At 42.3% G+C, this 25,799-nt stretch carries 33 protein-coding genes; all 33 read right to left on the bottom strand.

Going from position 1 to position 25,799, the window contains the following annotated elements; translation table 11 throughout:
* Positions 1-41 precede the first annotated feature (41 nt).
* Complete coding sequence (locus tag MED121_RS17455) at positions 42-1,685, bottom strand: bifunctional diguanylate cyclase/phosphodiesterase (protein ID WP_009835073.1); 1,644 nt, start codon at positions 1,683-1,685, stop codon at positions 42-44.
* A gap of 49 nt (positions 1,686-1,734) precedes the next feature.
* Positions 1,735-2,238 carry a phage tail assembly chaperone gene (locus MED121_RS17450; RefSeq protein WP_009835072.1) on the bottom strand — a complete coding sequence of 168 codons (504 nt, stop codon included), beginning with the start codon at positions 2,236-2,238 and terminating at the stop codon, positions 1,735-1,737.
* A gap of 12 nt (positions 2,239-2,250) precedes the next feature.
* Entirely contained in the window at positions 2,251-3,276 is a 1,026-nt protein-coding gene (locus tag MED121_RS23840) for a hypothetical protein (RefSeq protein WP_009835071.1), read from the bottom strand.
* Complete coding sequence (locus MED121_RS17440) at positions 3,269-3,862, bottom strand: putative phage tail protein (RefSeq protein ID WP_009835070.1); 594 nt, start codon at positions 3,860-3,862, stop codon at positions 3,269-3,271. Before MED121_RS17440 ends, MED121_RS23840 begins: the two co-directional genes overlap by 8 nt.
* Positions 3,862-4,929, bottom strand: a complete 1,068-nt coding sequence (locus MED121_RS17435; protein WP_009835069.1) for a baseplate J/gp47 family protein — start codon at positions 4,927-4,929, stop codon at positions 3,862-3,864. The genes MED121_RS17440 and MED121_RS17435 overlap by 1 nt, the downstream gene beginning before the upstream one ends.
* On the bottom strand, positions 4,919-5,368 hold the full coding sequence (locus tag MED121_RS17430; protein WP_009835068.1) for a phage GP46 family protein: 450 nt from the start codon (positions 5,366-5,368) through the stop codon (positions 4,919-4,921). The genes MED121_RS17435 and MED121_RS17430 overlap by 11 nt, the downstream gene beginning before the upstream one ends.
* Entirely contained in the window at positions 5,365-6,012 is a 648-nt protein-coding gene (locus MED121_RS17425) for a phage baseplate assembly protein V (protein ID WP_116371657.1), read from the bottom strand. Before MED121_RS17425 ends, MED121_RS17430 begins: the two co-directional genes overlap by 4 nt.
* Positions 6,009-7,091, bottom strand: coding sequence for a phage baseplate assembly protein (locus tag MED121_RS17420; protein WP_009835066.1), 1,083 nt, complete (start codon positions 7,089-7,091; stop codon positions 6,009-6,011). Before MED121_RS17420 ends, MED121_RS17425 begins: the two co-directional genes overlap by 4 nt.
* A complete protein-coding gene (locus MED121_RS17415) occupies positions 7,084-8,415 on the bottom strand; it encodes a DNA circularization N-terminal domain-containing protein (RefSeq protein ID WP_009835065.1) in 1,332 nt (443 codons plus the stop codon). The genes MED121_RS17420 and MED121_RS17415 overlap by 8 nt, the downstream gene beginning before the upstream one ends.
* 11 nt (positions 8,416-8,426) lie before the next feature.
* The gene (locus tag MED121_RS17410) at positions 8,427-10,232 is read right to left on the bottom strand and encodes a phage tail tape measure protein (protein WP_009835064.1); all 1,806 of its coding nucleotides are present in this window, start codon (positions 10,230-10,232) and stop codon (positions 8,427-8,429) included.
* Between the two features lie 123 nt (positions 10,233-10,355).
* Positions 10,356-10,718, bottom strand: coding sequence for a phage tail assembly protein (locus MED121_RS17405; RefSeq protein ID WP_009835063.1), 363 nt, complete (start codon positions 10,716-10,718; stop codon positions 10,356-10,358).
* The gene (locus MED121_RS17400; protein ID WP_009835062.1) at positions 10,718-11,071 is read right to left on the bottom strand and encodes a phage tail tube protein; all 354 of its coding nucleotides are present in this window, start codon (positions 11,069-11,071) and stop codon (positions 10,718-10,720) included. The genes MED121_RS17405 and MED121_RS17400 overlap by 1 nt, the downstream gene beginning before the upstream one ends.
* A gap of 10 nt (positions 11,072-11,081) precedes the next feature.
* Complete coding sequence (locus MED121_RS17395) at positions 11,082-12,548, bottom strand: phage tail sheath subtilisin-like domain-containing protein (protein ID WP_009835061.1); 1,467 nt, start codon at positions 12,546-12,548, stop codon at positions 11,082-11,084.
* A 2-nt stretch (positions 12,549-12,550) separates the two neighbouring features.
* On the bottom strand, positions 12,551-12,760 hold the full coding sequence (locus MED121_RS17390) for a DUF2635 domain-containing protein (RefSeq protein ID WP_009835060.1): 210 nt from the start codon (positions 12,758-12,760) through the stop codon (positions 12,551-12,553).
* A 4-nt stretch (positions 12,761-12,764) separates the two neighbouring features.
* Entirely contained in the window at positions 12,765-13,367 is a 603-nt protein-coding gene (locus MED121_RS17385; protein WP_009835059.1) for a hypothetical protein, read from the bottom strand.
* Positions 13,357-13,908, bottom strand: a complete 552-nt coding sequence (locus tag MED121_RS17380) for a phage virion morphogenesis protein (RefSeq protein WP_009835058.1) — start codon at positions 13,906-13,908, stop codon at positions 13,357-13,359. Before MED121_RS17380 ends, MED121_RS17385 begins: the two co-directional genes overlap by 11 nt.
* Positions 13,908-14,342 (bottom strand): DUF1320 domain-containing protein, encoded by a 435-nt coding sequence (locus MED121_RS17375; protein WP_009835057.1) that lies wholly within the window; start codon positions 14,340-14,342, stop codon positions 13,908-13,910. Before MED121_RS17375 ends, MED121_RS17380 begins: the two co-directional genes overlap by 1 nt.
* Positions 14,343-14,351: 9 nt before the next feature.
* Complete coding sequence (locus MED121_RS17370; RefSeq protein ID WP_036181000.1) at positions 14,352-14,954, bottom strand: hypothetical protein; 603 nt, start codon at positions 14,952-14,954, stop codon at positions 14,352-14,354.
* 27 nt (positions 14,955-14,981) lie between these two features.
* Positions 14,982-15,791 (bottom strand): Mu-like prophage major head subunit gpT family protein, encoded by an 810-nt coding sequence (locus tag MED121_RS17365; protein WP_009835055.1) that lies wholly within the window; start codon positions 15,789-15,791, stop codon positions 14,982-14,984.
* Positions 15,731-15,880, bottom strand: coding sequence for a hypothetical protein (locus tag MED121_RS24545; RefSeq protein WP_207382835.1), 150 nt, complete (start codon positions 15,878-15,880; stop codon positions 15,731-15,733). The genes MED121_RS17365 and MED121_RS24545 overlap by 61 nt, the downstream gene beginning before the upstream one ends.
* 2 nt (positions 15,881-15,882) lie before the next feature.
* The gene (locus MED121_RS17360) at positions 15,883-16,851 is read right to left on the bottom strand and encodes a phage protease (RefSeq protein ID WP_009835053.1); all 969 of its coding nucleotides are present in this window, start codon (positions 16,849-16,851) and stop codon (positions 15,883-15,885) included.
* Between the two features lie 247 nt (positions 16,852-17,098).
* Positions 17,099-17,863 carry a phage minor head protein gene (locus MED121_RS17355; protein WP_009835052.1) on the bottom strand — a complete coding sequence of 255 codons (765 nt, stop codon included), beginning with the start codon at positions 17,861-17,863 and terminating at the stop codon, positions 17,099-17,101.
* Positions 17,856-19,418, bottom strand: a complete 1,563-nt coding sequence (locus MED121_RS17350) for a DUF935 domain-containing protein (RefSeq protein WP_009835051.1) — start codon at positions 19,416-19,418, stop codon at positions 17,856-17,858. Before MED121_RS17350 ends, MED121_RS17355 begins: the two co-directional genes overlap by 8 nt.
* Positions 19,415-21,019: a terminase family protein gene (locus MED121_RS17345; RefSeq protein ID WP_009835050.1), complete on the bottom strand. Its 1,605-nt coding sequence runs from the start codon at positions 21,017-21,019 to the stop codon at positions 19,415-19,417. Before MED121_RS17345 ends, MED121_RS17350 begins: the two co-directional genes overlap by 4 nt.
* Positions 21,020-21,604 (bottom strand): DUF3486 family protein, encoded by a 585-nt coding sequence (locus MED121_RS17340; RefSeq protein ID WP_009835049.1) that lies wholly within the window; start codon positions 21,602-21,604, stop codon positions 21,020-21,022. It abuts the gene before it with no gap.
* 10 nt (positions 21,605-21,614) lie between these two features.
* Positions 21,615-21,905 carry a hypothetical protein gene (locus MED121_RS17335; protein ID WP_009835048.1) on the bottom strand — a complete coding sequence of 97 codons (291 nt, stop codon included), beginning with the start codon at positions 21,903-21,905 and terminating at the stop codon, positions 21,615-21,617.
* Positions 21,906-21,928: 23 nt separating this feature from the next.
* Positions 21,929-22,240: a DUF2730 family protein gene (locus MED121_RS17330; protein WP_009835047.1), complete on the bottom strand. Its 312-nt coding sequence runs from the start codon at positions 22,238-22,240 to the stop codon at positions 21,929-21,931.
* Positions 22,233-22,454, bottom strand: a complete 222-nt coding sequence (locus tag MED121_RS17325) for a TraR/DksA family transcriptional regulator (protein ID WP_009835046.1) — start codon at positions 22,452-22,454, stop codon at positions 22,233-22,235. The genes MED121_RS17330 and MED121_RS17325 overlap by 8 nt, the downstream gene beginning before the upstream one ends.
* 1 nt (position 22,455) lies before the next feature.
* A complete protein-coding gene (locus tag MED121_RS17320) occupies positions 22,456-23,058 on the bottom strand; it encodes a hypothetical protein (RefSeq protein WP_009835045.1) in 603 nt (200 codons plus the stop codon).
* Positions 23,059-23,061: 3 nt separating this feature from the next.
* Positions 23,062-23,631 carry an N-acetylmuramidase gene (locus MED121_RS17315; RefSeq protein ID WP_009835044.1) on the bottom strand — a complete coding sequence of 190 codons (570 nt, stop codon included), beginning with the start codon at positions 23,629-23,631 and terminating at the stop codon, positions 23,062-23,064.
* 360 nt (positions 23,632-23,991) lie between these two features.
* Complete coding sequence (locus tag MED121_RS17305; protein ID WP_036180995.1) at positions 23,992-24,495, bottom strand: hypothetical protein; 504 nt, start codon at positions 24,493-24,495, stop codon at positions 23,992-23,994.
* A gap of 11 nt (positions 24,496-24,506) precedes the next feature.
* Positions 24,507-24,917: a Mor transcription activator family protein gene (locus MED121_RS17300; RefSeq protein WP_009835041.1), complete on the bottom strand. Its 411-nt coding sequence runs from the start codon at positions 24,915-24,917 to the stop codon at positions 24,507-24,509.
* Between the two features lie 93 nt (positions 24,918-25,010).
* Complete coding sequence (locus tag MED121_RS17295; RefSeq protein WP_009835040.1) at positions 25,011-25,736, bottom strand: hypothetical protein; 726 nt, start codon at positions 25,734-25,736, stop codon at positions 25,011-25,013.
* Positions 25,737-25,799 lie beyond the last annotated feature (63 nt).

The raw sequence follows: 25,799 nt of genomic DNA, 5'->3' as shown, positions 1-25,799 counted from the left end.
TTGTTTAAAGAAATTAATTGTCTTGCTTGAGTCCCTTGAGGTTAACTAATGACCCTCCCTAGCTGTTTGTCATTTAGCAGTATGACCTTTTCTAAGGGGACGGGTTTATGAAAATAGAAGCCTTGTACCAGCTCTACTTTCAGGTCGGTGAGGTAGTTAAGCTGTTCTTCATGCTCAACACCTTCAGCAACAATCAATAGACCAAGCTTTTGTGCCAATAAAATAATGTGCTCAACCACATGGCCAGAGCGTATATCATGGGGAATTTTTTTGACGAAAGAATAATCTAGTTTAATCACGTTGACAGGGAGGTTTTGTAAATAGGCTAAAGAAGAATAACCTGTACCAAAGTCATCAAGCGCTACGTGAAACCCTGCCGCTTGTAATTGATTGCTGATTAGAATCGCGCAGTCTAAATCTTCTAACATGCTACTTTCGGTTAATTCAAACTCAATATATTTGGTATCAACCTGATAATGGTTACAAATATCCAAGAGTTCTCTCACTAAAAAATCGCGGTTAAATTGAATGGAAGAAAGGTTGATAGAGACTCTAAAGCCTGGCGTTGAGTAAAAACGATTAATAAGCTGAGGCACTTCGCTGATCACCTTATTGAAAATATGCTTTTCCAATTTAAGCATCAAGTTTTTTGATGTCTCTACAATAGGTAAAAAATCGCCGGGCCTTAATATTCCTCTTTGTGGGTGTTGCCACCTTATTAAGGCCTCAAGGCCTTTTATTTTGCCAGTTTGAGTACAAATTTTAGGTTGATAATAAGGAATAAATTCATCATTTTGGATGCCCATATAAACTAGGCTGAGTAAACTTTCCCTTGCTTCGATTGCTTCAACAATTGTGTTAGAAAAGAACACCAGTGTATTGCTCTTTAAGCCCTTGGCATGTTGTAACGACTGCTCGAAACGTGTTGCTAGGGCTGAATTGTCTAACGAAAAATCTAGTTTTATGCCACCTAAATGTAAGCTTACATTATCGTTATCAAGTTGGATTTTACTAATTAAGCCCTCAATGTTGTGTTTGAAGCTTTCCTGATCACTCGCCCGAGTGATAAAGGCAAATTTGCCTGCATAAAGGCTATAGCAAGGGCTTTCTTTATCAGCATGCTGATAAATGATCTGGGATACCTGTCGAATGAGGTTATCAGCCACTTGAAAACCTTGGCTTTTATTGAGTTTTTGTAATCTTGCAATATCGATAATGGCTAAGTAGTAATGATTATCTTGTTTGGCGCGGCACTCTTCAAAAAAAAGCATCATGGCAGCACGGTTTTTCATGCCAGTTAATGTGTCCTCAAAGGCTTCTTTTTCAAGTTTTTGCATGGCCGCGTCGAGCTTGCTTTTTAAGGTGCGATTCCAAACATACATCATGGTCATAAGGATAATGGCTAAGCAGGCTCCAAATGCTGTGCGTTTAATCCAAGTGTTATCTTGATAAAACTCGTCATAAATCATTTTTTTAGAAAACAGTACCCTAGAGTGACTTGTTTCATTAAAGGTGTCGAACATACTTGCCCATCTGTCTGGACTGGTATAGCCAATAGGGATGCTCTGTGGGGCAATAAGTTCGATGGTTTTTTTGGCTTCATAAACCTGATGGTCATAGCTGTAGCGCGCCGCTAGGTGTGAACAATAAAGCCTAAAGATTTGCGCATTATTATATATGCTCAAATTTGTAGGCTTTAGTCATTAAAGATAGGGAAAACTGATTTTACCTCTATTAATTTCCTGAGTACTCAGCAGGCGCTATTCCCCAATCTATGCTTTGAGGAAAACCCTTTTGAGATGGGATATCTCTTAAAAATTGACGGTATGTCCTCCAATTTTCTGTTTCTTTTTTATTATCTGTTAATCTTTCTATTTCAATACTTACTTTATTAATTAGAGTATTACGTGAAGCACGAGCCGAACTTTCTAACTCTTCATTCGATGGAGTAATAATTGGCCGTTCAAATAAAGCATCTGTTGGGGGAACTTCTCCAAGCCTATTTATTTTTGTTTGGTTACCGTTGCTATCAAAATATTCGGTGCCGATATTGTCTTCAATATAGTGCCAATCACCTTCTTTAAAATAACGCTGAAAGCCTTCTTTTTGTTCAATCAGCTCAATGTTAGTAGCAAACGCTGGAATCATATATTTACCAGAAACAAGATCTATTTTTGCTTCTATTTCTCGTGTAAACGTTTGGTATTCAGCGCCCAGCTTAAATGCAAATAATTTCATAACCAGCTCCTTTTAAAGTCTTGTTTTGCCGTAGTACGCAATGCTACGTGACCGTGTTTCATTTGCCATCCTCGGCACACCATTTTGGCCGTCTGTCACCGCGTCCCGAGCATTATTGTCCATCGACGAATAACTAGGGCTATTTGCAAGGTAACCATTTCCGGCAAGCGTATCTCCACCTTCCGCAGTAGCATGCCAGTGACCCTGGAAAGCATCTTCTTGAAATGAACCGAATACACGGCCATCATCAACACCACGCCCATCATCAAACATGCGAATAAACTCACCACCGACAATCGGCAAAGTAAAGGTACTAGAACCATCACCGTCACCATAAAAGCCCCCGTATGCAATCGGGTCAGCATCTTTAGTTGCTTGGTCTATGTAGTTGCTTGATGCGCTAGCGATTGCAAAAGCAATTGGGTGAGCCGCACGGCTCAAAGCTGCTCCATCCAGCGAGTATTCGCCTGGTCTCACAATATCTACGGTGTCTGTATAAAGCTTTGCGATATCTAAAACAGAGTTCCCCGTTTTTGGGTTAATCTGATCTATTAAATAAAACGCGTCACCCCTATACATCACTGTTGCTAAAGCAGTTTCAAATAGCTGGTTAGCCGCAGAGATATTTGAAATGGGAATTACATTAAGCTCATCTATTTTCAGTGTCACTGTAGAAGTGTTGGTTGCTGATACGATGAACTGAAATTCGTCATAATCTAATAGTGTTTTAACAGCTGGTTTATTCGTTTTTGATGAAAGCACTATTGCATCAGCAGTGCCTGATACATCAAGTAGATTTCTTGAACGAATTTGGTTTGAAACAGATTGAGACATTTGTGTTAAATCTTCAGAGTCAGGCGTTAAATCGCCTGCACTAATAAACGCTAAATATTCATCAATCTGATCATTAAAAAAATCTTGCCCTGGATAGCTTGGTGAGCCTGCATCATTGCTCTCTGAGAAGTAACCTGCTGTACCTGCTGTCTCTTTCCTTGCAGGTCTTTCAGCGACCTGTGAGCCATTTTTAAGTTTATGCATTTATTGCGTCCTCATAAATGTATTCATAATATTTTCCAGCCATCTTAAATTTCTCTAATACACACGTTAAAGCGAGTGCAGAATTGGAAGTAAGCGGCGTTAAACAGTCGTCAAGGCACACTGCATACGCATTAGGAATGCCTTTTACAATAACGCGCATTACATGACGATATTTTTCTTCATTAAGTGGGTATGTGCAGCCACGTAAACAGTGGTGAGGAAAGATCTCTTGCACCTCAATACTAAAGCCAAGTAATGCTGCAAGTGCTTCTAAAGACCAAGCCTGCAAGCCTCCTTTACGGTAATATTTTTCAATGACTGCATTACGACGTTGCTCTACTGTTTGATCTGTAAGGTTACATTCAGGAAGCCCCAAATAGGCTTCCCATTCCACTAAAAGCTGTTGCGTGCTTTTTGGACGCATTTCAGATAAGAGCTGATCTGCACTATCTTCTGCTTGCTGTAAACGAGGGGCGTAACCTGCAACATAAGCATGTAAAGCCCCCGTCTTATCTCTTGACCAAATATCCCCTTGGGGCATTTGCATCATAATGGCATTTGTCCATTGTTCTTTACTGTGAGCCATTAAGCCGCCCCCCAGGAAATTACACCAAGACTGTGTAGTTCATTAGTGCTTGCTGCGACATTTTGAGTAAGAGACAGTGTGTAATCAGTGAGGCCATTTACTGCACCAATCGCTGTTCTTAAATTACTTAGTAAAAGAGTTTCACTAGGGCCAAGCGTTGTCAGGTAATTGGTCATAGCAAGGGTTATAGCATCACGTAATTCAGTTGTGTCAGGTGTAATATTTAAAGAGGTATCGAGCGCTTTTAGAGCCAAGTTGATATAGATGGGCTCGATACCAGCAGGACGACCAACAAAAGTACCTGTCGCAGGGTCAGCGTGACGAAAGATATAAGCAGACATATCTGATACATCTGTTGAAGTTGGAATGATATTTTCTCTAGCATCAAACACAAAAGCATAGCCCACTGTCGAGCCACCTTGATAAGCGTCGTAAGCCCAAGCACGGCTAACACCAGAAACTTCACGACACCAAGCAACATAATCAGCCACCGCACCACCCATTGGGGGATTACGCTTTCTAAATAACAATCTCTCCAGTACTTCACTAATACTCTCAATATTTGCACCGCCTGAAATATCAGATGTCACACTCCCTTGAGGAGATACACCTGAAACAGTATTAACGAGTGTTAACGTATCACCAAGAGCAACATTTTCTGTTGCACCAGTCTCTTCAGACTGAACATTTGCAATGATACTTGAGCCAGATAAAGAGGATGTCGTTACCAGATAAACACGACCATCAGCGTGAGTCATTTTTGCATCTGTTGGAATAGTTGATGAACCAGAAAAGGTCACGACGCCTTCTGCGTGACTTGCTAACTTTCTAACTATCCCTTCACTTTGTGCAGTATCGATAATTGTCTGATCATCGGATTCAGAGGTTGGGATAATTTGTCGAACTATCCATGTCTGATAATCATATAAATCGCGAATAGAGCCACTAACAGCGGTATTTAATGCTTGCTCAACACCAAACTTAGCAAGCACCGTATCTAACGAGCTTTGAACATCAATTAAACCCTGTTCAATGAGGCTTTTAAGCGTTGGCACACTATACGGCATAATGAGCTTCCCAACGCTGAGACACAGATAGGCTCATACTTAAACCGTTAGGCTTAGTAATCACAACAGTAAGTGCTAGTGTATTAATGCGAGGGATGGAAGATGTCACTGTAATTGACTTCGCTATAGGGCCATTACCATCATCTTCAAGCATCCAAGCTAATGCGTTTTCAGCATAAGATACTGCCTTATTACGCACTTCAGTCGTTAGCTTTTCACGCTTAAGCAACCAAAGCTTACCACCCCATGTTAAGTCAGAATAAGTATCACCTGGCCAACCACGCAAATCACTAGAACCATCAGGCAATTCATCAAAATCAGATGCACGAGCATCAGTAAACAAAGAAATAAGCACTAACTCAGCCACACTATTATCAAAGATATCTCCATCAATAATGATGTTTAATTGTTTACTTAGCTGGTCAAAAAGAATACTCATGCAACTGGGCCTAATGTTATTTTATCTGTGTCATAGTGGTGTTTGTGTCCTAAATAGCTAATACCACCTGCCATCAAATTAGAACCTGAAACAACGCCTAATGATGTGATAGCAGCATTGGCGTTAATGGTGCCTGTTGTGGCAAGGTTGGCATCGGTTTTAATGTCTTTGGTTACATGTAACTCACCCTGAATAAATGTTTTTGGAGAAATAATATTTGTTTCAGGAGATACAATATTAAATGACTCGGATGCAGTGAGATTAACCTTGTTTGCTGTGATATTAATTTCACCATTTGCCGTGAGTTGCACTCTATGCCCCTCTAGGTGATACAAGAAAACATCCCCCATTTCACCCTGTGGTCGATAACGCTTATCTTCCACCGCAACAGCAACTAATTGACCTAAGCTACCGCCCAATGCAGCAAGAATCGCCTCTGATCCTAGCGGGGGGTGACTGCTGCAACCGTAGTTTTGAAAACGTTCAATGTCGTCAGCGCTATCGGCTGAACTCATTTTTACCTGAAGAGTTTGTCGCTGAAGATCTTCAACAACACCTGTTACCAGTGAGCGAGTTAACATCTGTCTAATCTTGCGATTAACTGGCGCTAACGCTTTTTCAATAGCTCTTTCAACAAGGCTCATTCTTTCCATCCTGTATGTAATGATGTTGAAATATTCGCTTGTGTTGGAATAGTTAAAGCATCAGGATGGACAACTGAGATAACCGCAATACGACCTGATTCATCATCTTCTGAAAACATCAAACCGCTAATCAGCATATCGCCATCTATCTTCATAATGGCGTCAGTCACAGGTACAATTTTATTCATACTTAAGAGATTGTTGGTATTCGGGTTGCGCCAACCTGTTAGAGTGTATTCCGCGCTATTACTTCGACTAATTGCACGCTGTCTTTCCCATTTACCGCGAAGGCTTGCCCCTTCAGCCGTTTCTATTTCATCATTCACAAAAATCATTGGGCGATAGCGCTTTATGTCATCATCATTTACTGTGGCACTAATGCCACCCACGCCTTCAATAGGCTGCTCTGACGTATTTTTCCAACTAATACCATTGGCTTTAACGATATACTCACTGAACCTTTGTTTACGGCTAAAGCGACCACGAGCCGCTTTAACATTAACACCTAACTTGAGCGCCACTTCCCCGCGCTCTGAACTAGCGCGTGTGATGACAAGCGCACCATAACCATTAGTCGTTAAAAGCACGCCTCGTGGCTTAGCTAAGCGTGATAGAAACTCATAAGCGGTTTCACCTTGCTCTACTTGTACACGCTCAAATACAGCACCAATACCCGTATCAATCTCAACACTAATCCCAAAAGGTGCACAGACTGTTTTAGCAATTTGCCCTAATGTCTGGCTTTTAAACTGACCACTTTGTTGAACCACACAGCAATCAATCAAATCAGATATTTTATCTCGACCAGTGACGTTGATTGTGATCGTTGAGTCATCATAGCTAGGAATGAGATCATCTAGATAGCCTGTAATTAAGCGCTCACCACCAATTTCAATCAGGCATTCTTCATCATTCAAGAGACCTTCAATAAAAGCATCATATGCTCCTGTGCTACCTTGATGCTGCCAAGTTAACTCAAGTTCAAAAGTGCCTGACATTGCGGTTAATGAGCGGCTAATTCTGACTTTCTGCCAGCCTTCGTATACGTTCCCACCTGTTCGTAATGTGACCTTATCCATTGATCACCTCAATACTCTCGTTGACGGCAATAAATGAAGGATTTGCTACCCCATTTCGACGCACTATACTGGCTCTATTATCTGCATTGCCTGTTTGTTGCCAGGCTAAAAGGGCAACAGGCATGGTGACACTTGGTCGAGCGGTTACTAAAGAAGGGAACTGCTGAGCACGAATACGAGTATCTTCCAAAACGGCTAACCGCAATGCCCTAAAAGTACGCCACACATCACTGTCTCCGCGCTCAACAGCATCTTCTGCTGCCATCGCCAAATTACTTGCAATAGCGTTTCCAATAGCCGTCAATTGACTACTCGTAATAACAGCATCTCGACCAACACCTGTTAAACTATCAATCGTATTTTGCTCTGATTCAGTGTTTAAGTTTGAGTTAGCCATGGCATCAGCTTTTTCAACCAATGCACTATCCTGTAACAGGGTATTGAAAGCATTAATATTATTATCTTGAGCGTTTAGCGTCTCAGTATCAGACGCTCTTTGAACACTGCTGGCTGTGCTATCATCAGAGATATTAATTGAACGCCCAAGACCACCACGAACGGTTAATTCTGCACGTAAACCATCCCAGCGATTACGCACATTGTCATATACAGATAATGCTTGAATAGGATCTGTCACAACACTTTTAACATCTTCGATTAACCCCATAGCATCACGCGCTAATTCACCTGGTACGGCTAGTAAGTTTCCTATCGATGACTTGGCTCGTTCCAAACGATTTGTCCAGTCTTTAAGCGAACTAGGTAAGCTAGGAATAGATCGAGTAAATTCATCTAGGTCATCAAACGCCTGATCAAATAAATCACCTAATCCTGCCTCTTCAGTAAGGGCTTTTTCATAACTAAGGATAGAGCGAACATAAGCCGCTTGTGCTGCACTGCGTGCTTCAGCAGCCGCTCGTTTGACTGATTCTGAGGTATCGATGGATGCATTAGGAAACAGGCTTTCACCCGCATTAAAAACATCGAAGCTAAAGGTCGCTAAACCGTCTTCCGCTAATATCAATTTATGATTAACGTTGCCCACTTGCACCTGCATCACACCAAACCAAGGATGAACTAATTCTCCTGGGCCAGATTGATTCAAGGCATTTAATAAGGTTTGCAAACGAGAGACGTAATCACTCCCAACAAAGCGGCCTTCAATTTTTTCTTGTTTAAAAACAGCACCATTATCTTCTGAATAACCTGAATCCCTTTTAGGGTATGAATGAGAAATGGCACGACGGCCACTCGTACCACTGGCAGTATCAAGCGGGAACTCAACCCCTCGAAACTTTGCCATTAAACGATCTTCAAACGGCATATAAAGCTCCTTTAATTTGGGCCAGCATCAGGATCAGAATTAATGGTAAGAAAGGGGGACTTACTTCTTACTTTGCTTTCAATACGATGATCATAAACATTAAGGTCTAAGCCGATATTTCCTTCAAAGGCAGACGGTGCTTGGCTAAGGGGTTTATTAATATTTTGGAAAATTTGAGCAGCATAATCTTGTGAAATAATCGGTTCGATTAATTCAGAAATAGACTTTTGATATTGCTTAGCATCTTTTAAAGACTCACTAGACTGCACGAAGGGCTGTGGGTAACCTGACTCTCTCCATTTAGCGACTTCTTCATCTTCACCTTCATTTAGAGAAGACGAATAAACAGTGGATGAAAAGATGGTTGCACTACGGCCAAGCGCGCCAGTTATTCCTTTTCCTTTTGATGATCTAGAACCACCATTTGTTTTATCTGGCAGATCTGCGCCACCCATACCACCTTGGCCCATGTTAACGACATAAACAGGGGTTGCACCAAGGCTATTTAAACCGCCTTTACCCTTATTTCCCAACACACCGCCAGCACCAAATGTCTTCTTGGCCCACATGCCAGCATCGAGTGCTTTTTTAGCTGCAACCACAGTGCCTATAGCATAAACAGAGGCTTCTCCCCATTTAAGCCAGTTTTGAATAGTTTCCTGGTCTACGCCGTTAATGGCATCGGCAATGTCTTGAAGTGGGCCAGCAAGTTCATCATTAGCAAATCGACTAACGCCATTACTAATAGATTGTAACGACGCATCAAAATCACTTGCAGCTACACTTGCATCTTTCATTGTTTGTGAACCGTCTCCAGTGATTTTTAAAAACTTATCAAAACCTTGAACATCTCCTGTGTTTTTTAATTCGGTAATTAAAGTGTTTAAAGATTTTTTACCTTCATCAGATAAGTTCAACATTGCTAGATTTTCAGATAGACCAGATGACTTAACAATTATTTCTTCCATTATCTGAGGAAGGGAGCGCATCACTTCTTTACCTTCTTTAAGGTATTTAGGATCAAAAACATCAATCCCTACACCTTTCAGAGTTTTGGTAGTTTGCGGACGAGTAATGTCACGCAATAAAGCTGTATAAGACGTGACGGCTTCTGAATCCGTACCAACACCTTCACGTATAACCTGAAGTGCAGCTCCTATTTCACGCACAGCATCAACGCCTTGACGCCCTGTAGCTGCATAGGCTGCAAATATTTCAGGCCCAAACTGAGCCATCCCTGCCAAAGGAAAAGCCCCTGATTTACCTTGAACATTAATAGTATCAATAGCGGCCATTGCCTTTTCTTGAGTATCAATATTTAGTTTTTTAAATTCAGTAAAAATCCCTCCAACAGCATCACCAGTCGCTCCTGTTGCCTGAATTACAAGAGGAATATTTCGTTTGTTTTTCATCGCATAATCAAGATCACCAATTTTAGTCATGATCTCTTGTATGGCCGTTAATGATTGGCGTGGGTCAACCTTAAATTCTGAAGAGCTTTCTTGTATTTCTTCCCATAGCTGCAAAGATTTTTCACGAGTAATATCAGCTGAAATAGCAAGCCTAGAAAGCTCTCTGTCAAGATTGCGGTATTTGTTTAAGGCAAAACCACTAGTCGTTGCAGCAGCTAAACCCACATAGCGATTACCTAAACTATCAATACCACGACCAGCAGCATTGGCAGATGAGCGAATCATATTCATTGCGCGTTTATTATTACGCGCAAACTCGCTCATAGAACCACCATAGCTTTTCGCTTTTGCGGCTAGGTTACCTGCCAAGTTAATGACAATATCTGTTTCGAGTTTTTGCCCCATGAGACGCTCGCTTATTGTTGAGAAGGTTTAAAAAAGTCCACCGCTTTGATTAGGCGGTCAAAGGTCATTTTACGAGTGGCACTGATCGGAATACGGGCGCAAAGCGCCCATGTTATTTCTTCGCTAACTTCCGCCAGTACCTTTAGCTCGCCCCCGCTCGGCTAATGCCTCTGCAAGCTGATTGTCTAAAACGGCTGTTTGGCTCTGAATAAGCTGAAAATCTTCATCCTCTAGCTTACGTAGCTGCCTGACGGTAAATGGCCCTTTAATATCACCAATGTACTCAACCTGACGTGCGAGCATTTCAAGGCCCATCAAAATATCTGAGGTATAACTAAGCGCTTTACCGTCTTGTACAATGACCTTTTCTGCTGCCAGTTGCGCATCAATATAATCACCTGTTTCTAGCTTACGAAGGCCCACTTCTTTGTGAGTGGTTTTGTCGCTTTTAAGGCCGTGTGTTAAGTCAAATGTTATAAGTGCCATTACACTTTCTCCGCTTTAATACCGTGGAAGGTGCCGCTGATCTCACCCGATTCTTCATTCAAGGCAAAAGGCTCCATGGGTTCGCAACCTGTCACCATATAATCAACACCGTTGTCACCTTCCCAAGACAAAGTGACATTCGTCATTTCGTTAATTTCAATCACATCAACGTCTTCATCCGCTACGATAGTGACTTGCACCGTTGGCTTCTGGTAGGTTTTAGAGAATCCCCAAATACGCCCTGGTCCAGGATGTTCTTTTGAGGTATGGCCACCAGGATTAAAAACGGCACCAGGCTTGGTTTTTAATTGTTTACTGTTTGCACGAATGACAGCAGATCCTAAAATTGGCATGTTTTATTCCTTATAATTTGAATTGAGTCAGTGCTGCGAATACACGTAATTGATTGACAATATCAGGCTTCCAAACACAATTTAGACGGTTCTGATTTGACGTATCACGATACACACTGAGGGTGCTTTTAAAGCCTTCGATATCTTCCATTAAGCCCTTAGGCACCCAATCAATACGGGCCAGTTCAATCATGGCTTTACGCATAATCTTAGGGGTGACAATAGGTTGTCCTGGTGCAATAAAATCCAGCACGTCATCGCCTGCCAGCTTATGGCGAGGAAAGCGATTTGTGACCATGGTCTTTAGTGAATAACGTAGATAACCCAATGTGGCAGGCGTTGTGATATCTAAGTAGCTAGGATCTGGATCACCATAACTATTCACTTTATAAGTAGAAACTTCACGCTCGATGGCAACTTCATCGCCTGCTGTGACCATATAACTTGCCACGCCACTTTGGAGTAACAAATTACGCTCTGTCCAATCCCAGCGATCAGTTTTAGAAGGTGGGAGAATACCTGTTAGCACTAGGGTCTGAAGCGGTCTTGCAGGGTCAATCGCTAATGAATAACTTGCACGTGCACCATAAGCGGCTGCAAATGCCCAAGGCGAGCTTGGCGTTTTGTTTGTCCCCATACAGGTAATGAGATAATCATTACGCGCATCACCCCATGTTGAGGTTTCAGAGAAGGTGCCACGCATAGCAGTGTAAGCAATACCTTCCATCATTTTTAGTGGCCCATATCGATCTACTAACTCATCACGTAAGCCATTCAAAGACTGCGTATCGCTGTAAGGCATAACAATGTGGTTGTACCACTCATCAGGAATAGCGGCGACAATTGTGCTGATATCGGGTGTACCAGCACCACCTGCCATAGATGTAACAGTTAGCGATACACCTGTTGGCAATACTTCACCATCGTAGTAGTTATAACGAATATCAATATCGTTACCTGTCGTGCCTTTCCAGTTACAAGTCACTGTCACCACATCGCTATTTACACTTGCCGTTACAGGAAGGTCTTTGGCATTAATCGCTGTCATCATAGCGGCTGCGATTGTTGACACGGTATCGTTATCATTTACCGCAACTTGCACACTGACACCATCAATCAATAAAGCAATCACACCAGCATTCGCAGTCGTAACAGCAGCCGTAAGAGTTGCGCTCGCGACTGATCCTGTGAGATCTGCCACCCCAAGTGCATAAAGATCTGTGGATGCGTTATTCTCACGAAAACTCTTTAGCATTTGAGTTAGCATTGAACCCTTACCATATGCCGCATCCATATCTCCTTCACTGGAGCCAATGCGCCTTGCACTTAAAGGTGTCGCAGTGCCACTTGCTAGCTGCTGTCCAATTACCAACACTTTATTCACGAGTGTCGGTGTGCCTGTGATCGCGCCACTATTATCAATATCGATATAGACAAGCGGCACATAAATATCGTTTGGAATATTGCCAAGAGACATTGTTATTCTCCTTCCGTTTTCGTTGTATCTGCAACGGCTTTAGAAGAGGCTTTTGCTTTTAGTAAAACCACATCACCGTCATTTAATCGACGCACCCAAAACGCTGAACGTTTTACTATTTCACCCTCTGCTTTAAGGCGAGTACCATCAGGTTTAGGCACGCTAACACCGACCTTTGCGGGTTTTATTTCAATTACTTCAGTTGCACTCATTGTGTTAATCCTGTTCGGTTGGCTGTTCTAATTCGAAGGTACTGCTCATGATCGGCGCACCATCCTTGATATCTGCTTCATGGTGAAATGAAACAAAGTTATCTAAATCTGCTGAATCAATCGGAATATCCAGCACCCAGTTTTGCACCCATGTGACTGACCAAATTGCCAGCCCTAGCTCATCAACTTGGCCACTGTATAGATTGTCCATGTTCAGATTGGTGGCTTTTTTATTAGCAGTAGGTACGCCTTTATTCGCAAGCAACGCTTTAGCAAGTCTTCCAGCAATGACTTCTGCACGTTGATCACGTGTGTAACCGAATTGCTCTGTACAAAAAACATAAGCGACAAACTCAACATCACCTGTTAGTTGTCCACCGAGCTGAACCAGGTTACGAACACGCATTGCAGAGATACGAATGCCACCTGTTTTTTGCGTTAACCAGCGCTTGATTTCAGAGGGCTTATCAAAGCGGCCAACATGACGAATCACTTCTGCGACCTTATCGATGGCTTGTGTATCACCCGTTAAAAGTGGTGTTAAGAATTTCGCTGTTTCATTGACTGCGTAAACCGTTGAACCATTAATTAAAAAACTAGGCCGCATGACTTAATACCTCATTCCAAAAATCACCAATTACTTCAAGCAGCTCAATTTTGTTATCACCGCTTAAGCCTAAAAACTGACGTTGCGGAATATCCATTGCACGGGTAAAAGCACTCACATTTTGATACACAGGAAAGGACAACACTTTGCCAAAAGCCTGTGTGATACGTCTCGTGTGTGCAGGGATATTGACCGTGCCAGTAAAGCCATCTTGATGCGCAGGTGCATAAATAAGGGAAGAACCCACATGCACTTTACTGCCGCTAACATAAAACTGAATGGAATCCAGCAAGTCACCATCACCTTGCAATAGAGATTGATTACTGTGGCGCGTTTTTTCATAACCTGCTGACCAGTCTTGCCAAGGTGTGCCATCAGGTGCTGTTTTCTCATCACTGATACGTCTGCGTGTTTGGCTCTCCGCTATGCTGCCAATACTCTCTAAGAGTTCACGTTTATGATTAGGGTTACCTAATGATTCGATGAGGCTCTCATATCGCTTTAACTCTTCGAGGTGTCGTACTTGAACAGAGATACCCATTACAAAACCCCTCCCAATCCTTTGCGAGTGAATAAGCGCTCGTTGTCTTGAACTAACTCAACTTTACCCACGGCTCCTTCTGTTGGTGCAGATAAGGTAGGTAAGCCAAGTTCACGACTGCCTTTGGCAATTTCTTTTAACGATGCCAGGGCTTTTTCATAACGCTCCATCATGAGATTAGTTGCTTGTTGATCACGATCTGCTAGCCAGTAAAACGCAATTGTCACGGCTTGCTTACGCAACAGACTAGGTACTTCAGGTAATGGCAAAACATATCGACGTGCTAGATAAGAATTGATTTCATCATCGGCTTGGCTTAATGCCTCATCAATTGCGGTGTCACTTAATACTTCCGTACTTCTATCTATCGCAAGATTCCAAACCATAGACTCGCCACGATCTAGTAAGTCTTGCTTTGTTGCGTAAGTTGCCATGAGATGTCCTTACTCGCTTTCTTTCACGATGAGATTGTCAAGATCCACAGGGGTAACGCTTAAATGGATCTCATTGAAAATCTTTTGAGCCGCCTTGGGTGACACGTAAACAATGCGATCTGGTTCGTAACCCATGAACGCCAAAGTACTAGACGTCTCTTGGTCTGCTTCCACAGCCAGCACCAAGGTTTTTTCCAAGCGCTCAAACTTAACGCCACAGCGCCAGAACCCCACGTCCGAATTGGCCACCACTTCCAATGCGCCCTTAATGTGCGACGTATCCATTTCTGTTTTTCTTCTGGGATCTCGATCACTAACAGTGCCCATATCAGCCACATCATCAGTTGAACCTGTGGTAATGGGACTTCCAGTAACGCTAGCCCCATCACTAACGGCATCATTATTAGCAGTACCACTTGCTTGATCGGGTGTTGCATCGTCTTCATTTCCTTCTGTGACCTGATCGGTTGTGTTTTCTGGCGATTGCTTTACAGCTTTGTCCTGTTTGGTTTTCGACGTTTCGAGTGCGGAATTTTCAACCACTGAGTCAGCAGTACTACCTGAGCTTTTATCAGTGGATTTTGAGTCTGCTTTTTTAGAATTTTCACTCACGGACATTTCCTTATTTTTCGGGTTTAATTAAGCGATATACGAACTAACAACAACGTCTACATCTTTGTAGTAAATGTTGGATTCACCACCATCAATGAGCATGCTTTCAATCAAGCTTTTAGCTGCTGCTCGATTGTCTGGGCCAACGGCAAGCGTGGTTGCTTTAGTTCCAATTGGTGAGCCATCGGCTTTTTTCATTTTGCTGAGTAACTTAACCGCTGCTTCATAGTTGGCTTTGGTCAAAGGTGCTTTAGAACCAACAGCCAATTGAGGAAAGGAGAATCCCACGCTACAACGACCATCAACGCCTGCTGCCATTTTGTTATTGAACCAAGTGAACTCTTCACTCGGATTCATATTCTTAAACACAAAAGCGCGGCGGTTTTGATAAACAATAGGCTTGAGCACCTTGCTGTCATCGAACAAGAACCAAGGTTCACCCGTATCAGTAGAAGGATCTCCCACCACATTGCTGTAAACGCTATTACCTTCATCACCTAATGGGTGATCCGTGTCGAAATAGTTTTGACCATCGAAACACAAGGTATTAAAGCCAGCAGACAAAAGAGGGTAAGAAAGCGTGTCAGGAAATAAGGCAACTTGCTCACCGTAGTTTTTAGCAACTACCGAATACACGCCCATCTGATCATCGTCGACGCTTTCACGGCTAATTGAAATAGAGCTTTCATAGGTTTTGTTTTCAATTGAATAACCATGCTTACCAATGTCAGCAAGTTGGCGTTCACCCACCCATTCAGCAATACCAGGTAAATCTTTTAACCAGCCGTAATAGTTGGCAGCACCTGTTGAGGGAACCTCAGTTGCAATTTTTGCCATTGAGGTTTTGCTGCACCATGGCCTTGTGTGTAGGCCGCTGACATAGAAACAAATAGTGCGGTTAAAATTTGGGCTTCAGTCGCTGACATTTTTATGCTCCTTTATTTAAAGCAGTTTTACTTTTCAGAAAGTCTTCTTCTGAAATATGTAATTTTCGGCACATGGCAATTTCATGTTCTTCAAGTTGCTGGCCTTGTTGAGATAGGGGTGTTTTCGTGGGTGTTGTGCTCACAATTTTCGGGGCACTTTCCACAAACTGTGTAAACTGTTCACGGCCACTTTCTGCACGACACATGGCAACAAACATGTCTTTATTTGCTGGTGCAACTTTTCCATCCGCAATTGCGGCATCCACAATACCTTCGACTTCTTTGTCTTGAATAACCTTCAAAGCAGCTTCAGCAGTGGTGGCACGATTGAGTGCAACATTGTGGGTGGCAATGGGAATAAATTGAGTTAAATCAGGTTGCTTAGCACGGTTCAAAGCCGTTTGTTCAGATGACTTTAATGTCTGAACCGCGGCAACGGCATCGTCTTCTGAGGCTGACTCATCGAGTGAAAGTGCAGCCGCCAAAATTTTAGGGATTGGCATTTTGTTATCCTCTTTTCTATTTAATGATGGAAGGTCAAGGTTTGGTTCATTAGTCAGTCCTGCACTGCGCATGGCGAGCACATGACCATGTTGGTCAAACGAAAAGGCAGGTGAATAAAAGGCATATTCTTTACCTTGTATGAGCGCCTTACCTTTGTCGTTGAATTCGACACGACCTAAGATTTGGCCGTTGTCATTTTTAAGCGCAACAATCCAACCAGATGCAGGCGCGGGGTTACCCGCTGGACCGTGTATGTGAGTGGCGTGCTCAATGTCGAATGGGATTTTTTGAGTCAATGCAGCAACAACGACATCGGGTTTATTGTTTACCCAAGTGCGGCCATCTTTACCTGTAAACGTCCCTGCTGGAATCATAGGTAACCAAAGCTCATCAGCCACTTGCGAATCGTCAGACGATGCAAGCGCAGGCATTTGGAAACATAAGGCGGTAAAGACGGTTTGTGGCATTGTGCTAACTCCATGTATGTATTTGATGGAGTCAGTTTATGGCAGGTAGGCGGGTGAACTAGATTAACGTGATTTGCTGTATTTTTATGAGGATTAAATCTTGAATGATAACGATGAGAGAGATAACAAGATCAAACCACATTTAAACACCGTTTAAATTTGCTCAGAAACGTTTAAACATTTTTTTGTAAGCCGTTACAGCTTATGAGGGTTTAAACGCCTTAGAGCGTTTCTAAGGCGTTAGAGGTTATGCTTTAAAGAGAGCCTTTTCTTTTGCTGCACGCTGGTCTTTAAGGAACTGATCTCGTTTTATGCCAGGGTTATAATTCCAACCAGGATCAATGCCTTTAGGAATTGTTTCAACTTCTCCCGTACGTTTGTTAACCCATTCTTTTGTACCATCATCTGGAGCAGTGGTATTTACTTTGCCACTCTCAACCAGAGATTGATATTCACGCTCTGAAATTTGACGAACGCGACAAGCACAGCCCCAACCATTGGGCGTCATGTGTGTTTGCCACCATGGATGATCAACTGGTAAGCATGTGCCTGCCCACACCTCATGCTCGTGTCTATGTTCTTTAGATGGGCCTAGCTCATAGATAAGATAAGGTAAGGCTCGTTTGGTACGTTGCGCTCTGTCCCATTGGCCTGCGGCACGAGCAGTTCGCATATTGGTTCGATAGATTGTTTTAATGCGTTTTGTGCTTCCCAGTTGAACAGGGGCTGACTCTTTGGTGAGAGGATCAACCATGGTTTGTACGCCCCACCATCCTTCTTTTACAAGCAGGGGTTTTAACGCATCGCGAAACTGCTTAAATGTTTGACCCTCTTCAATGGCTGCATGCACCATAGCTTGTACATCCATCAACAAGTCTGCATTTAACATTTTAGCCACAGTAAATGCATTCGCATGTTCCGCTTTCCAAACATCGCGATAATCAAAGCCTGGTTTAAGTTTTTTAGCATCAAACCAAGCCAGTATTTCATGGGGGATAGTGTCATTAGGCATCGTATGCATCCCCTAAGCTACGAGCTGCAAAGGTTAATTTGGCAAGCTGTTCCACAAAAACATCAGAGCCAAGGTGGGCTTGCAATGCGGGTAGCTGTTTCTGAAAGTCTTCAAAGCTATTTACGGATTGAGCCAAGCTAAGAATAGGCTCCATAAAGTCGTGACCACCAACTTCTTCCCATTCATTCAATGTGTCATCTAGCATCACATCAATATCAGCATCAAGCTGTGGCTGTGTTCTATTCATAGCTAACCGATTCATCGCTACACTTGTATCTGAGTTTGGATAAACAGGCGTTAAACTGCCTTCAGGTGACAATAATTCGTCATCTTCATCGGGCGCTTTTAATCCAAATTTCTCAAGCATTTGTTGTGCTGAGACTTTCATACCTCGATCAATTAAAGGTGTGATGGATTCAACCAGCATTTTTAAATCTTCGGGCTCATCAATCTTAATACGCACACGCGGGTAACTTGCTTGCTCGCCCCAATTCAGAATGATGTAAGGCTTGATAAGTTGATCATTGATTGTGGCTTCAAGTTGCCTTGCATCCCATTTTGCAATGTCTGTTCTGACACCATCATGCACTTCAGCTTGAGAGCGAGAACTACCATTGTCACTTGTCATTGTCTGGCCAAGTACGGCTTTACTGATTTGTTCATCACACCAACGGGCCATATTTTCAAAAAGCGTATCACCGCCTTTTGATGCACCTGACTCAATGAGTTCTAGTTTCATTGAGTCAGGTATTGCAGCACCTGCATCACTGGCGATTTTACCGATGGCATTAACCAAGGTCGCGATATCATCTTTGGTAGCATTAGGGCCATATTTACCAACACGAATCGGAATACCAAACACTTCAGCAAATGACCACCAATCTCTTAAGGTATAAGATTTAAGCATGTACATCACCGCCACAAGGCGTGCTAACCCATTGCGCCACACACTGCCGCTTTTAGAGCGAGGGGTATGCACAATAAACTTATAAGGCTCCAGAGGCTTACCCATTGGTGCATCATCACTGATCAGTAAGATTCGTTGCAAAGTTTCTTGATCAGGGCGTAAGTAACGAGGATCTACCCATTTATACGCCTGTGGTGTCCATGGTGTTTGATGTGTGTTCCATAATATTTCAGTCACACTAATACCTTTACCTAGGCCATCGAGTAAATCAAAAAACAATTCGGGCATTGCATCCTGATGCAGAATCTCACGAACTCGATCTGCCATCAGAGTATCTGTTTCTTCTTCACTGGCTGCTTCAACGGTTGGCTGTATCGCTGCCACAACCAGCTTACGTGTTCGTAATTGAGCCGCATAATGTAAGTCACGCTCTTCCATTTCTTCTGCAAGGGTCATGTACTGTTCAGGATCGTTGCCATCGATAACAGACCGCAATAGTCCTGCAAGCCGTGATGGGGTCAGTGTTGATGCAACACTGGCAGGTCGAGGATTACGAACACCCGTTGTATAAGCTTGGCTGACATGTTCACTTAATACGTTTTTTTCAACTATTAAGGGTTGGCCGTTTTGATCTAGTATTTTACTCATAGTCTGATTCCTTTGCGGCCTAATTGCTGGCCGTGCATATCTTCAAAGCGTGCGTTGTCTTCTGCACTGCCATGAAACGAACGTGTTTTTTCATCACTATGCGGTGTGATGGTGTGGAGTTCGTAGCGGGTTAAGTCTGCCTTTGAAGCAAGGCAACCTAAGAAGATCGCAATCGCACTGTCTCCATGTCGTTTAACACCATTACTGCCTTTTGTTCGACTGTCATCGATACCAGGTGCACCTCGAATGATTTGGATCTGGCCTAAGTCGGTTATCACATCTTCATGCTTAGGTAATAGGATCTCATCATCTTCAAACATGGCTTTAAAAATCGGCATATTTTCACGATAGAAGCCCACTGAAAGCATGACCTGAACCACTTCATCACCATATTTATACTGGGCTTGTTCGGCGAGATACTGACCATTACCACGGGCATCTAAAAAGATGCCATCTCGATTGGGGAGTTGGTCACAAATATAATAAAGCGCTTGTTCCTGCTGCTTAAAAGGCACATTGCCTAACTCAACTAAAAAAGGCACGCTGCGTTTCGTATTGGTTTCGACACTAATAGGTGCAAAGACGGTTAAATCACCATTACGTGCAAAGTCTTCACCTAATGAATGACGTAGGTTTTTAGGCAGTTTCTTCAGTTCTGGTAAGACGCGCTTATCTAACCACTCTTTCATTTCTCCAAAACGTGAATGCTCACTGGCGGCATTAAAATCAGCTGATCCCGTGAAGCGTAAAACAGGTGCATCTAATCGTGCGGCACGATCACGTAAACCACGAGAAATGTAAGCACCACCGCCATTTTTGGGAACACAGTAATATTCTTCTAAAGCGTCTTCTTCAGTCGCCGTGTCTTTGATTAAGTTGGCTTTCCAGTCGTCTTCTGCATCTTGAGACCAGATTTGTTTTTTTACCTGACAAATGCGCTTATATAAACCATCATTGCAGGCATCGTCTAATGTGATGGTATGAATGGAATAACGTTTTTTTCCTGCCCTGCTGTCATTGATTAACGTATTAAATAAATTCTCAATGCCGTTATGGGTTGAGATTAAACAAACGCGAGATCCCCACATGGTTAAAGCTAGGGCGGCTTTCAACACTTCAGCCAAGCGTTCATGGAAGGATGCTTCATCTATGATGACTTTACCTTGCATACCTCGCATGTTTTTAGGGTTTGAAGATAAGGCTTTAACTTTAAGCCCAGATGAGAAATACACTACGTAGGTGAGAATATCTTTGTCTTCATCTTCAAACACTTCTTCTGCGATATCATCACAAGCGCAATGGTAAGCCTTAGCCCACATAGCCACCGCGTCGATAAATTCGCGTGCCATATCTTTATTTGAACCAATATAAAAGACATCTTCACCACCTGCATCTATGGCACTGGCAGCGGTTAAAGCACTGTCTGCGGCTTCTGCCCAAGTCAAACCAGTACGGCGGGATTTTTCAGCAATCTTTAATTGGCTTGTGTCTGCAATCCAGCGTTTTTGATAGCCTAATAAAACCTCATCAGGATCAAAAACACCGCCTAAGATAGCGGCGGTGGATTGGTGGGTGAATTGCTTTTGTTCGATGGCAAGCATTTAACTTAGTCCTAAAATATGGCGACGAATATCAGACGCGGTTTCAGCAGAGATGCCTGCCTTTTTAACCATTTGCTCTGTTTTACTCGCCACTTCTTCAGCGAACGCTTTTCGAATTTCTTTTTCTACTTTTGTACTTAGCATTGACGCTTGTTCGATACGTTGCACAACAAGGGCAAGTTGACCAAGGGCTTTTGGCGTTATTGGATCGGCACCTTCTTCGCCTGCTTGATCCATCATGTGCATAGAGGTTTCAAACGCCATGGTACGAACAAACTCCTGAAGCAGTTTGCCAACTTCAGACACAGGCGCATCACCAAGCTTAGTTGTCCAAACCTCTGCCACTTCGCGTGCTTCACGCATACGTGCGCCTCTATTTTCCATTCGCTGGGCATAGCGATTAAAGCCCGTGCGACTGATCTTGGCATCTTCACCCAGCCCAGCTTCATCAATCATTTCATTGACGGCAGCAAGAATGTCTTTTTGCATCATGTCACCCGAACGGATCAGCATGCCTAACTGAGCACGAATCTCTTCAGGTAATAGGTCAATCTTTGACTTACGGTTCTTTGCTCGTGGCAACATATACAATCCCTTAAGCCCGTGGGCGCTTTACACCTGGTACACTTGCTTTGCTTGTTGCAACATCTTGACCACGACCTGTTAAGCGTGCAATTTGGCAATCTGCCATGGTTCTAAGGGTGATCAAGTCTTGCTCTTCTAACCAGGCTAAATGAGTACGTACTTCATCACGGCTAATATGGTGAGAGTAGCTTTCTAGACACGCATCCAATATGGATTCATTAGCTTCATAGCCATCCATTTCATCTAGCACACGTAAAATAACGAGGCGTTGATCTTCCTTTAAAAGCGTTTTAAACGACATGTAAACTCCTGCTTGTCATTTTGTTATTTATCATCTTTAAGACGTTGTTCGAGTAAGAGGCGAGATAAGTGCTGAATGGGCTGAATTTGAGCTCTTAGCTCTTTCATTTCTCCACGAGCACTTTCTAGCTCTATTAATAAATCCGTTACTTGGCCTTGAGTCGGCATGACTTCTATTTTGGCTTCGAGTTGATTCACCTTTTCTGAAATGCCTTGTACATCTTCTTTCTTGGCATACGTCTTAGTGAGTAGTACCTGTCCGATCTGTACTGCACTTAGTAATGCCGCCCAAAATATAGGCCACCAAGTTTTCATCCAAATTGAAAACTCATCCATAAGAACGTTCCTTTTTATCCTGGCATGACACACAGCGCACAACATGTGGTAAGGCTTTGATGCGTTTTAAAGGGATATCTTGGCCACAATCAAGGCAGTAGCGATATCCGTCTTCATCTTCATAAGGGGTCTCACTTGGTTGCTTAAGCTGGTGTGCAATAGCCTTATCTCTAAAGGCTTGCTCTTGTTGTTGGGCGTGATCAAATTCATCCATATTAATGACGACCTTTTACAAGACTGCCCAACGTTGCAGTGGTATCACCCACCATAGACCCCGTACCTTTTGTTGCGCCTTTTTTATCCAATGCACGCCAACCAAGGTATGTCATAAAGGGTGCAATCATCATTGAGGCTAACTCCCAATTGGCACCTGTGCCTTTATCTATTGCGGCTAAACCCTCAAATAAGAAGATGTAACCCAGTGCAAAATAGAGACTAATCCGACAACCTAATGGACGGGTTCTTCGCACATATTCATCATGTGCGATATCACCTGCACGAATGGTGGTTTGTGTTTCATGATGTTCGGCTTGTTGATCTTGTAAATAAAGCTCTTCGCGTTTGGTTTTTTCTTTTTCAAGTTCAACCTTTAATTGCTCTAACTCCACTAAAGATTCTGGCGGTAAATTTCTTAGTTCACGGGCAACAACAGTTTCTTGTTGTCCTAAACTCATCCCTAAAACCGCATCTGTTTTTTCGACTGCACTGGCGACTTTTTCGGCGGTATCACTACCGCCAAATAAATGCGCCACGCCACGAATAGCTGCGGGGCCAAGTTCGACAGCAAGAGAGGCAAGTCCTGTTAATACTGGCAACATAATTTATTCCTTAATTTCCCATACGACATTGAGTAGATCGGCTAGGCGGTTATGCCAGCCTTCGATGAAACGTACTTGTGAGGTGTTCTTTTTAATGATGCGAGCGTAAAAACGCGCTCGACGAAGAAAGAATTTAGAAAGAAGATATTCTTGATCAATAGAGGTTACTGCCAAGCGAGTCTTAGGCCCGACTTTACCATCTGCTTTACAGCCACTTACTTCTTGTAAAAGCTTGATTGCCGTGATTGAACCGTGCTGTATTGCAGCATCAAAAAGACATAACGCCACAGCAGGCGGCCAACTGGCACAATGTGCTGTACGCCAATAACGGGCATGATAAAAACGAACAATTTGATCTAGGCTAAGAGAGGCAATATCAAGATGAGGAAAGGCACGTTGACTAATGCCACCCTTTGTTTGACCGCCTGTATCTGTTGGATCATCAACAAAGCCTAAATCTGGCTTTGGTGTACCATCAGAATTTAAAGCACCTTCTTTTTTCAGCTCGAAAGTCACGGCATGACAAAACTGAGGCGAGTAAGCGGTGGTTGAAAATGGAAATGTTGTTAACATAAAAAAAGCACACCCGAATAATAGAATTTATTCGATTATGCTTTTTAGGGAGAGTGAGAGCAGATTAACCTTGTTTGTTGTTTCTAATTTGTCGCTTAATAGCATTCACTAAAAAGACAAGGAAGGTGACAGGTAGAATTATACCAAGAAACAAAAACTCCATTGTTATTTCTCTAAATAATGACAGTATGAAAAGCAAAAAAACAAACAGAATGATAGTTGGTAGTAGGTCAAGATGTTCTTTGATGTATTTCAAAATGAATATACACATACCGAAGATTTGACTCATAACGAGATAAAAAGAGTTACACAGTTTTTCAATTTTTTCGAACATCATAAATCCCTTTTTATTTACTTTGCCTAGTTAATTTGAAGTGGTACATAATAATGATCAACCATTTTTGCTTGTATCTCACAGAAGTCTAAACTTTCTTGCTTGCCAAGCACAACTAAAGCATTCACCTTGTTATCTACGCCACCAAGGTACAGATAATGAGTATGACCTGATTGGTTTTCTTTTACTTTGAACTGTACGTCGTATGTCCAATTATATTTCTCTGATCTATAACCGAGCTGACCATTAACTTGATAAGGTTTGGTTAAGTCATCTTCTTGCTCACCCCATGCTGCATTCGGGTCTTTTAACTCATAGCGAGTTATCGTGTCTGGTTCATATGCTGCATTAACACTTTCTACGTGGTTTTCCATCACGGCTGGGCAGACATCCGCTAGGATAGACGCTGCATCTTTAATGGTTTCCATATGCTTTGCGTCGTTTGGATGGATCGTGAAATTCAACGTTTTTGCTTGGCTTAGTGATGTAAATGATAGTGCTGCTATAAAAACTAGGGCTAGGCGTTTCATATTTTATTCCTTTAAAAAAGTTGGGCTTGTCGTTTGTTCGTGTCATGTTTACGCATTACCGCAATGATACGATAAATTTGTTGCATGCTTAATTTATATTTTTGAGACAGCTCTTGTACATTGTTACCATTGAACTCTTGCCACACTTTTAAATGCTTCAGCTCTTTTTCTAGTCTGTGTCCACGAGGCAAATAAAACTGCATCCCTCCAAAGGCATCACATATAGCACTTAGCTGGCGTAGGGCTACAGCGCTGTCTTGGCCAACATTATCTAACTCATGTTTAAGGATGTCATATATTTGGCGCATGGCTTCTGGCCAGCGATGGGCTTCATCGTCTAATTTCTCGATATTCTCAATGGAAACGTTATCGAATCCAAAGCAGTCTATGGTGCTTTCGTCTCTTGCTGTATGTGTTTTCATGGCTCTCTCCCTGGATAAAAAAATTCCCCGCATTGCGAGGAATCTGTAGTGTAAAGCCAAGGGGTAGCTGTGGTGAGTCATTTACTCTTAGAGCTAGCCATTATAGAGCTCTAGAAGTGAGGAAATTGATCCAGATAATTGAGGTACTCCAATAGCAGTAGTCATGCTATCAGCAACAAATGACATAACAGTAATAATTTTACTTCCAATTTCTGACTCTGATAAAACCTTTCTATAATTTTCATCAACAAATGCATGTCCATAAACACTTTCTACAGTATCTAAAATGGGAGAAGCACCTGAGATTCGATATTCATCAATCGTTAAAATGAGTTTATTTAAACATCTGATCATATATATTTTAAATTCAGGGTCAATCTCAGTATCAATAAGTTCTTCTAGAATTTCAGATACCTTTTTCTTAAGCTCAATAATTTTAGAACTATCTATCTTTTTTGTTGGTGATTTCGTTTGAAGTAAGTCTGCATTCAAACGTAAATAAGCAATTGTATGGTCATCAATATACTTATAAAATCCTTTCCAGTTTTGATTTATATCTTGATTTAAAAAAGCACTAAGCACTCTTTCTTCCCAATGTTGGGTACTCGAGGTTTGGTTAGGAAAGTCTTGCAATAAAATTGATTTAATTTGTTCGGGAAGCTGCATAATTTTCCCCAATCTCGATAACAAAATAGTATCAGATTCATCCTTTAAATTTAGAATTTTTCTCCATACAGTTTTACTCTCTATATGATCTGAAAAATCTTTTCCTTCTTCTAAAATTTCTAATAATCTTGCTGCTGGGTTATCTCCAAACAATTACTTTCTCCTTACTTAAGTAGTTTTCATGCATTGAAAGATATAAGAATTGACCTCTTTCTA

Origin of the sequence: Marinomonas sp. MED121 (assembly GCF_000153025.1) — a bacterium.
GTDB lineage: Bacteria > Pseudomonadota > Gammaproteobacteria > Pseudomonadales > Marinomonadaceae > Marinomonas.
The sequence above is the reverse complement of the archived record's forward strand: the minus strand, read 5'-3'. Positions and strand labels throughout refer to the sequence as shown.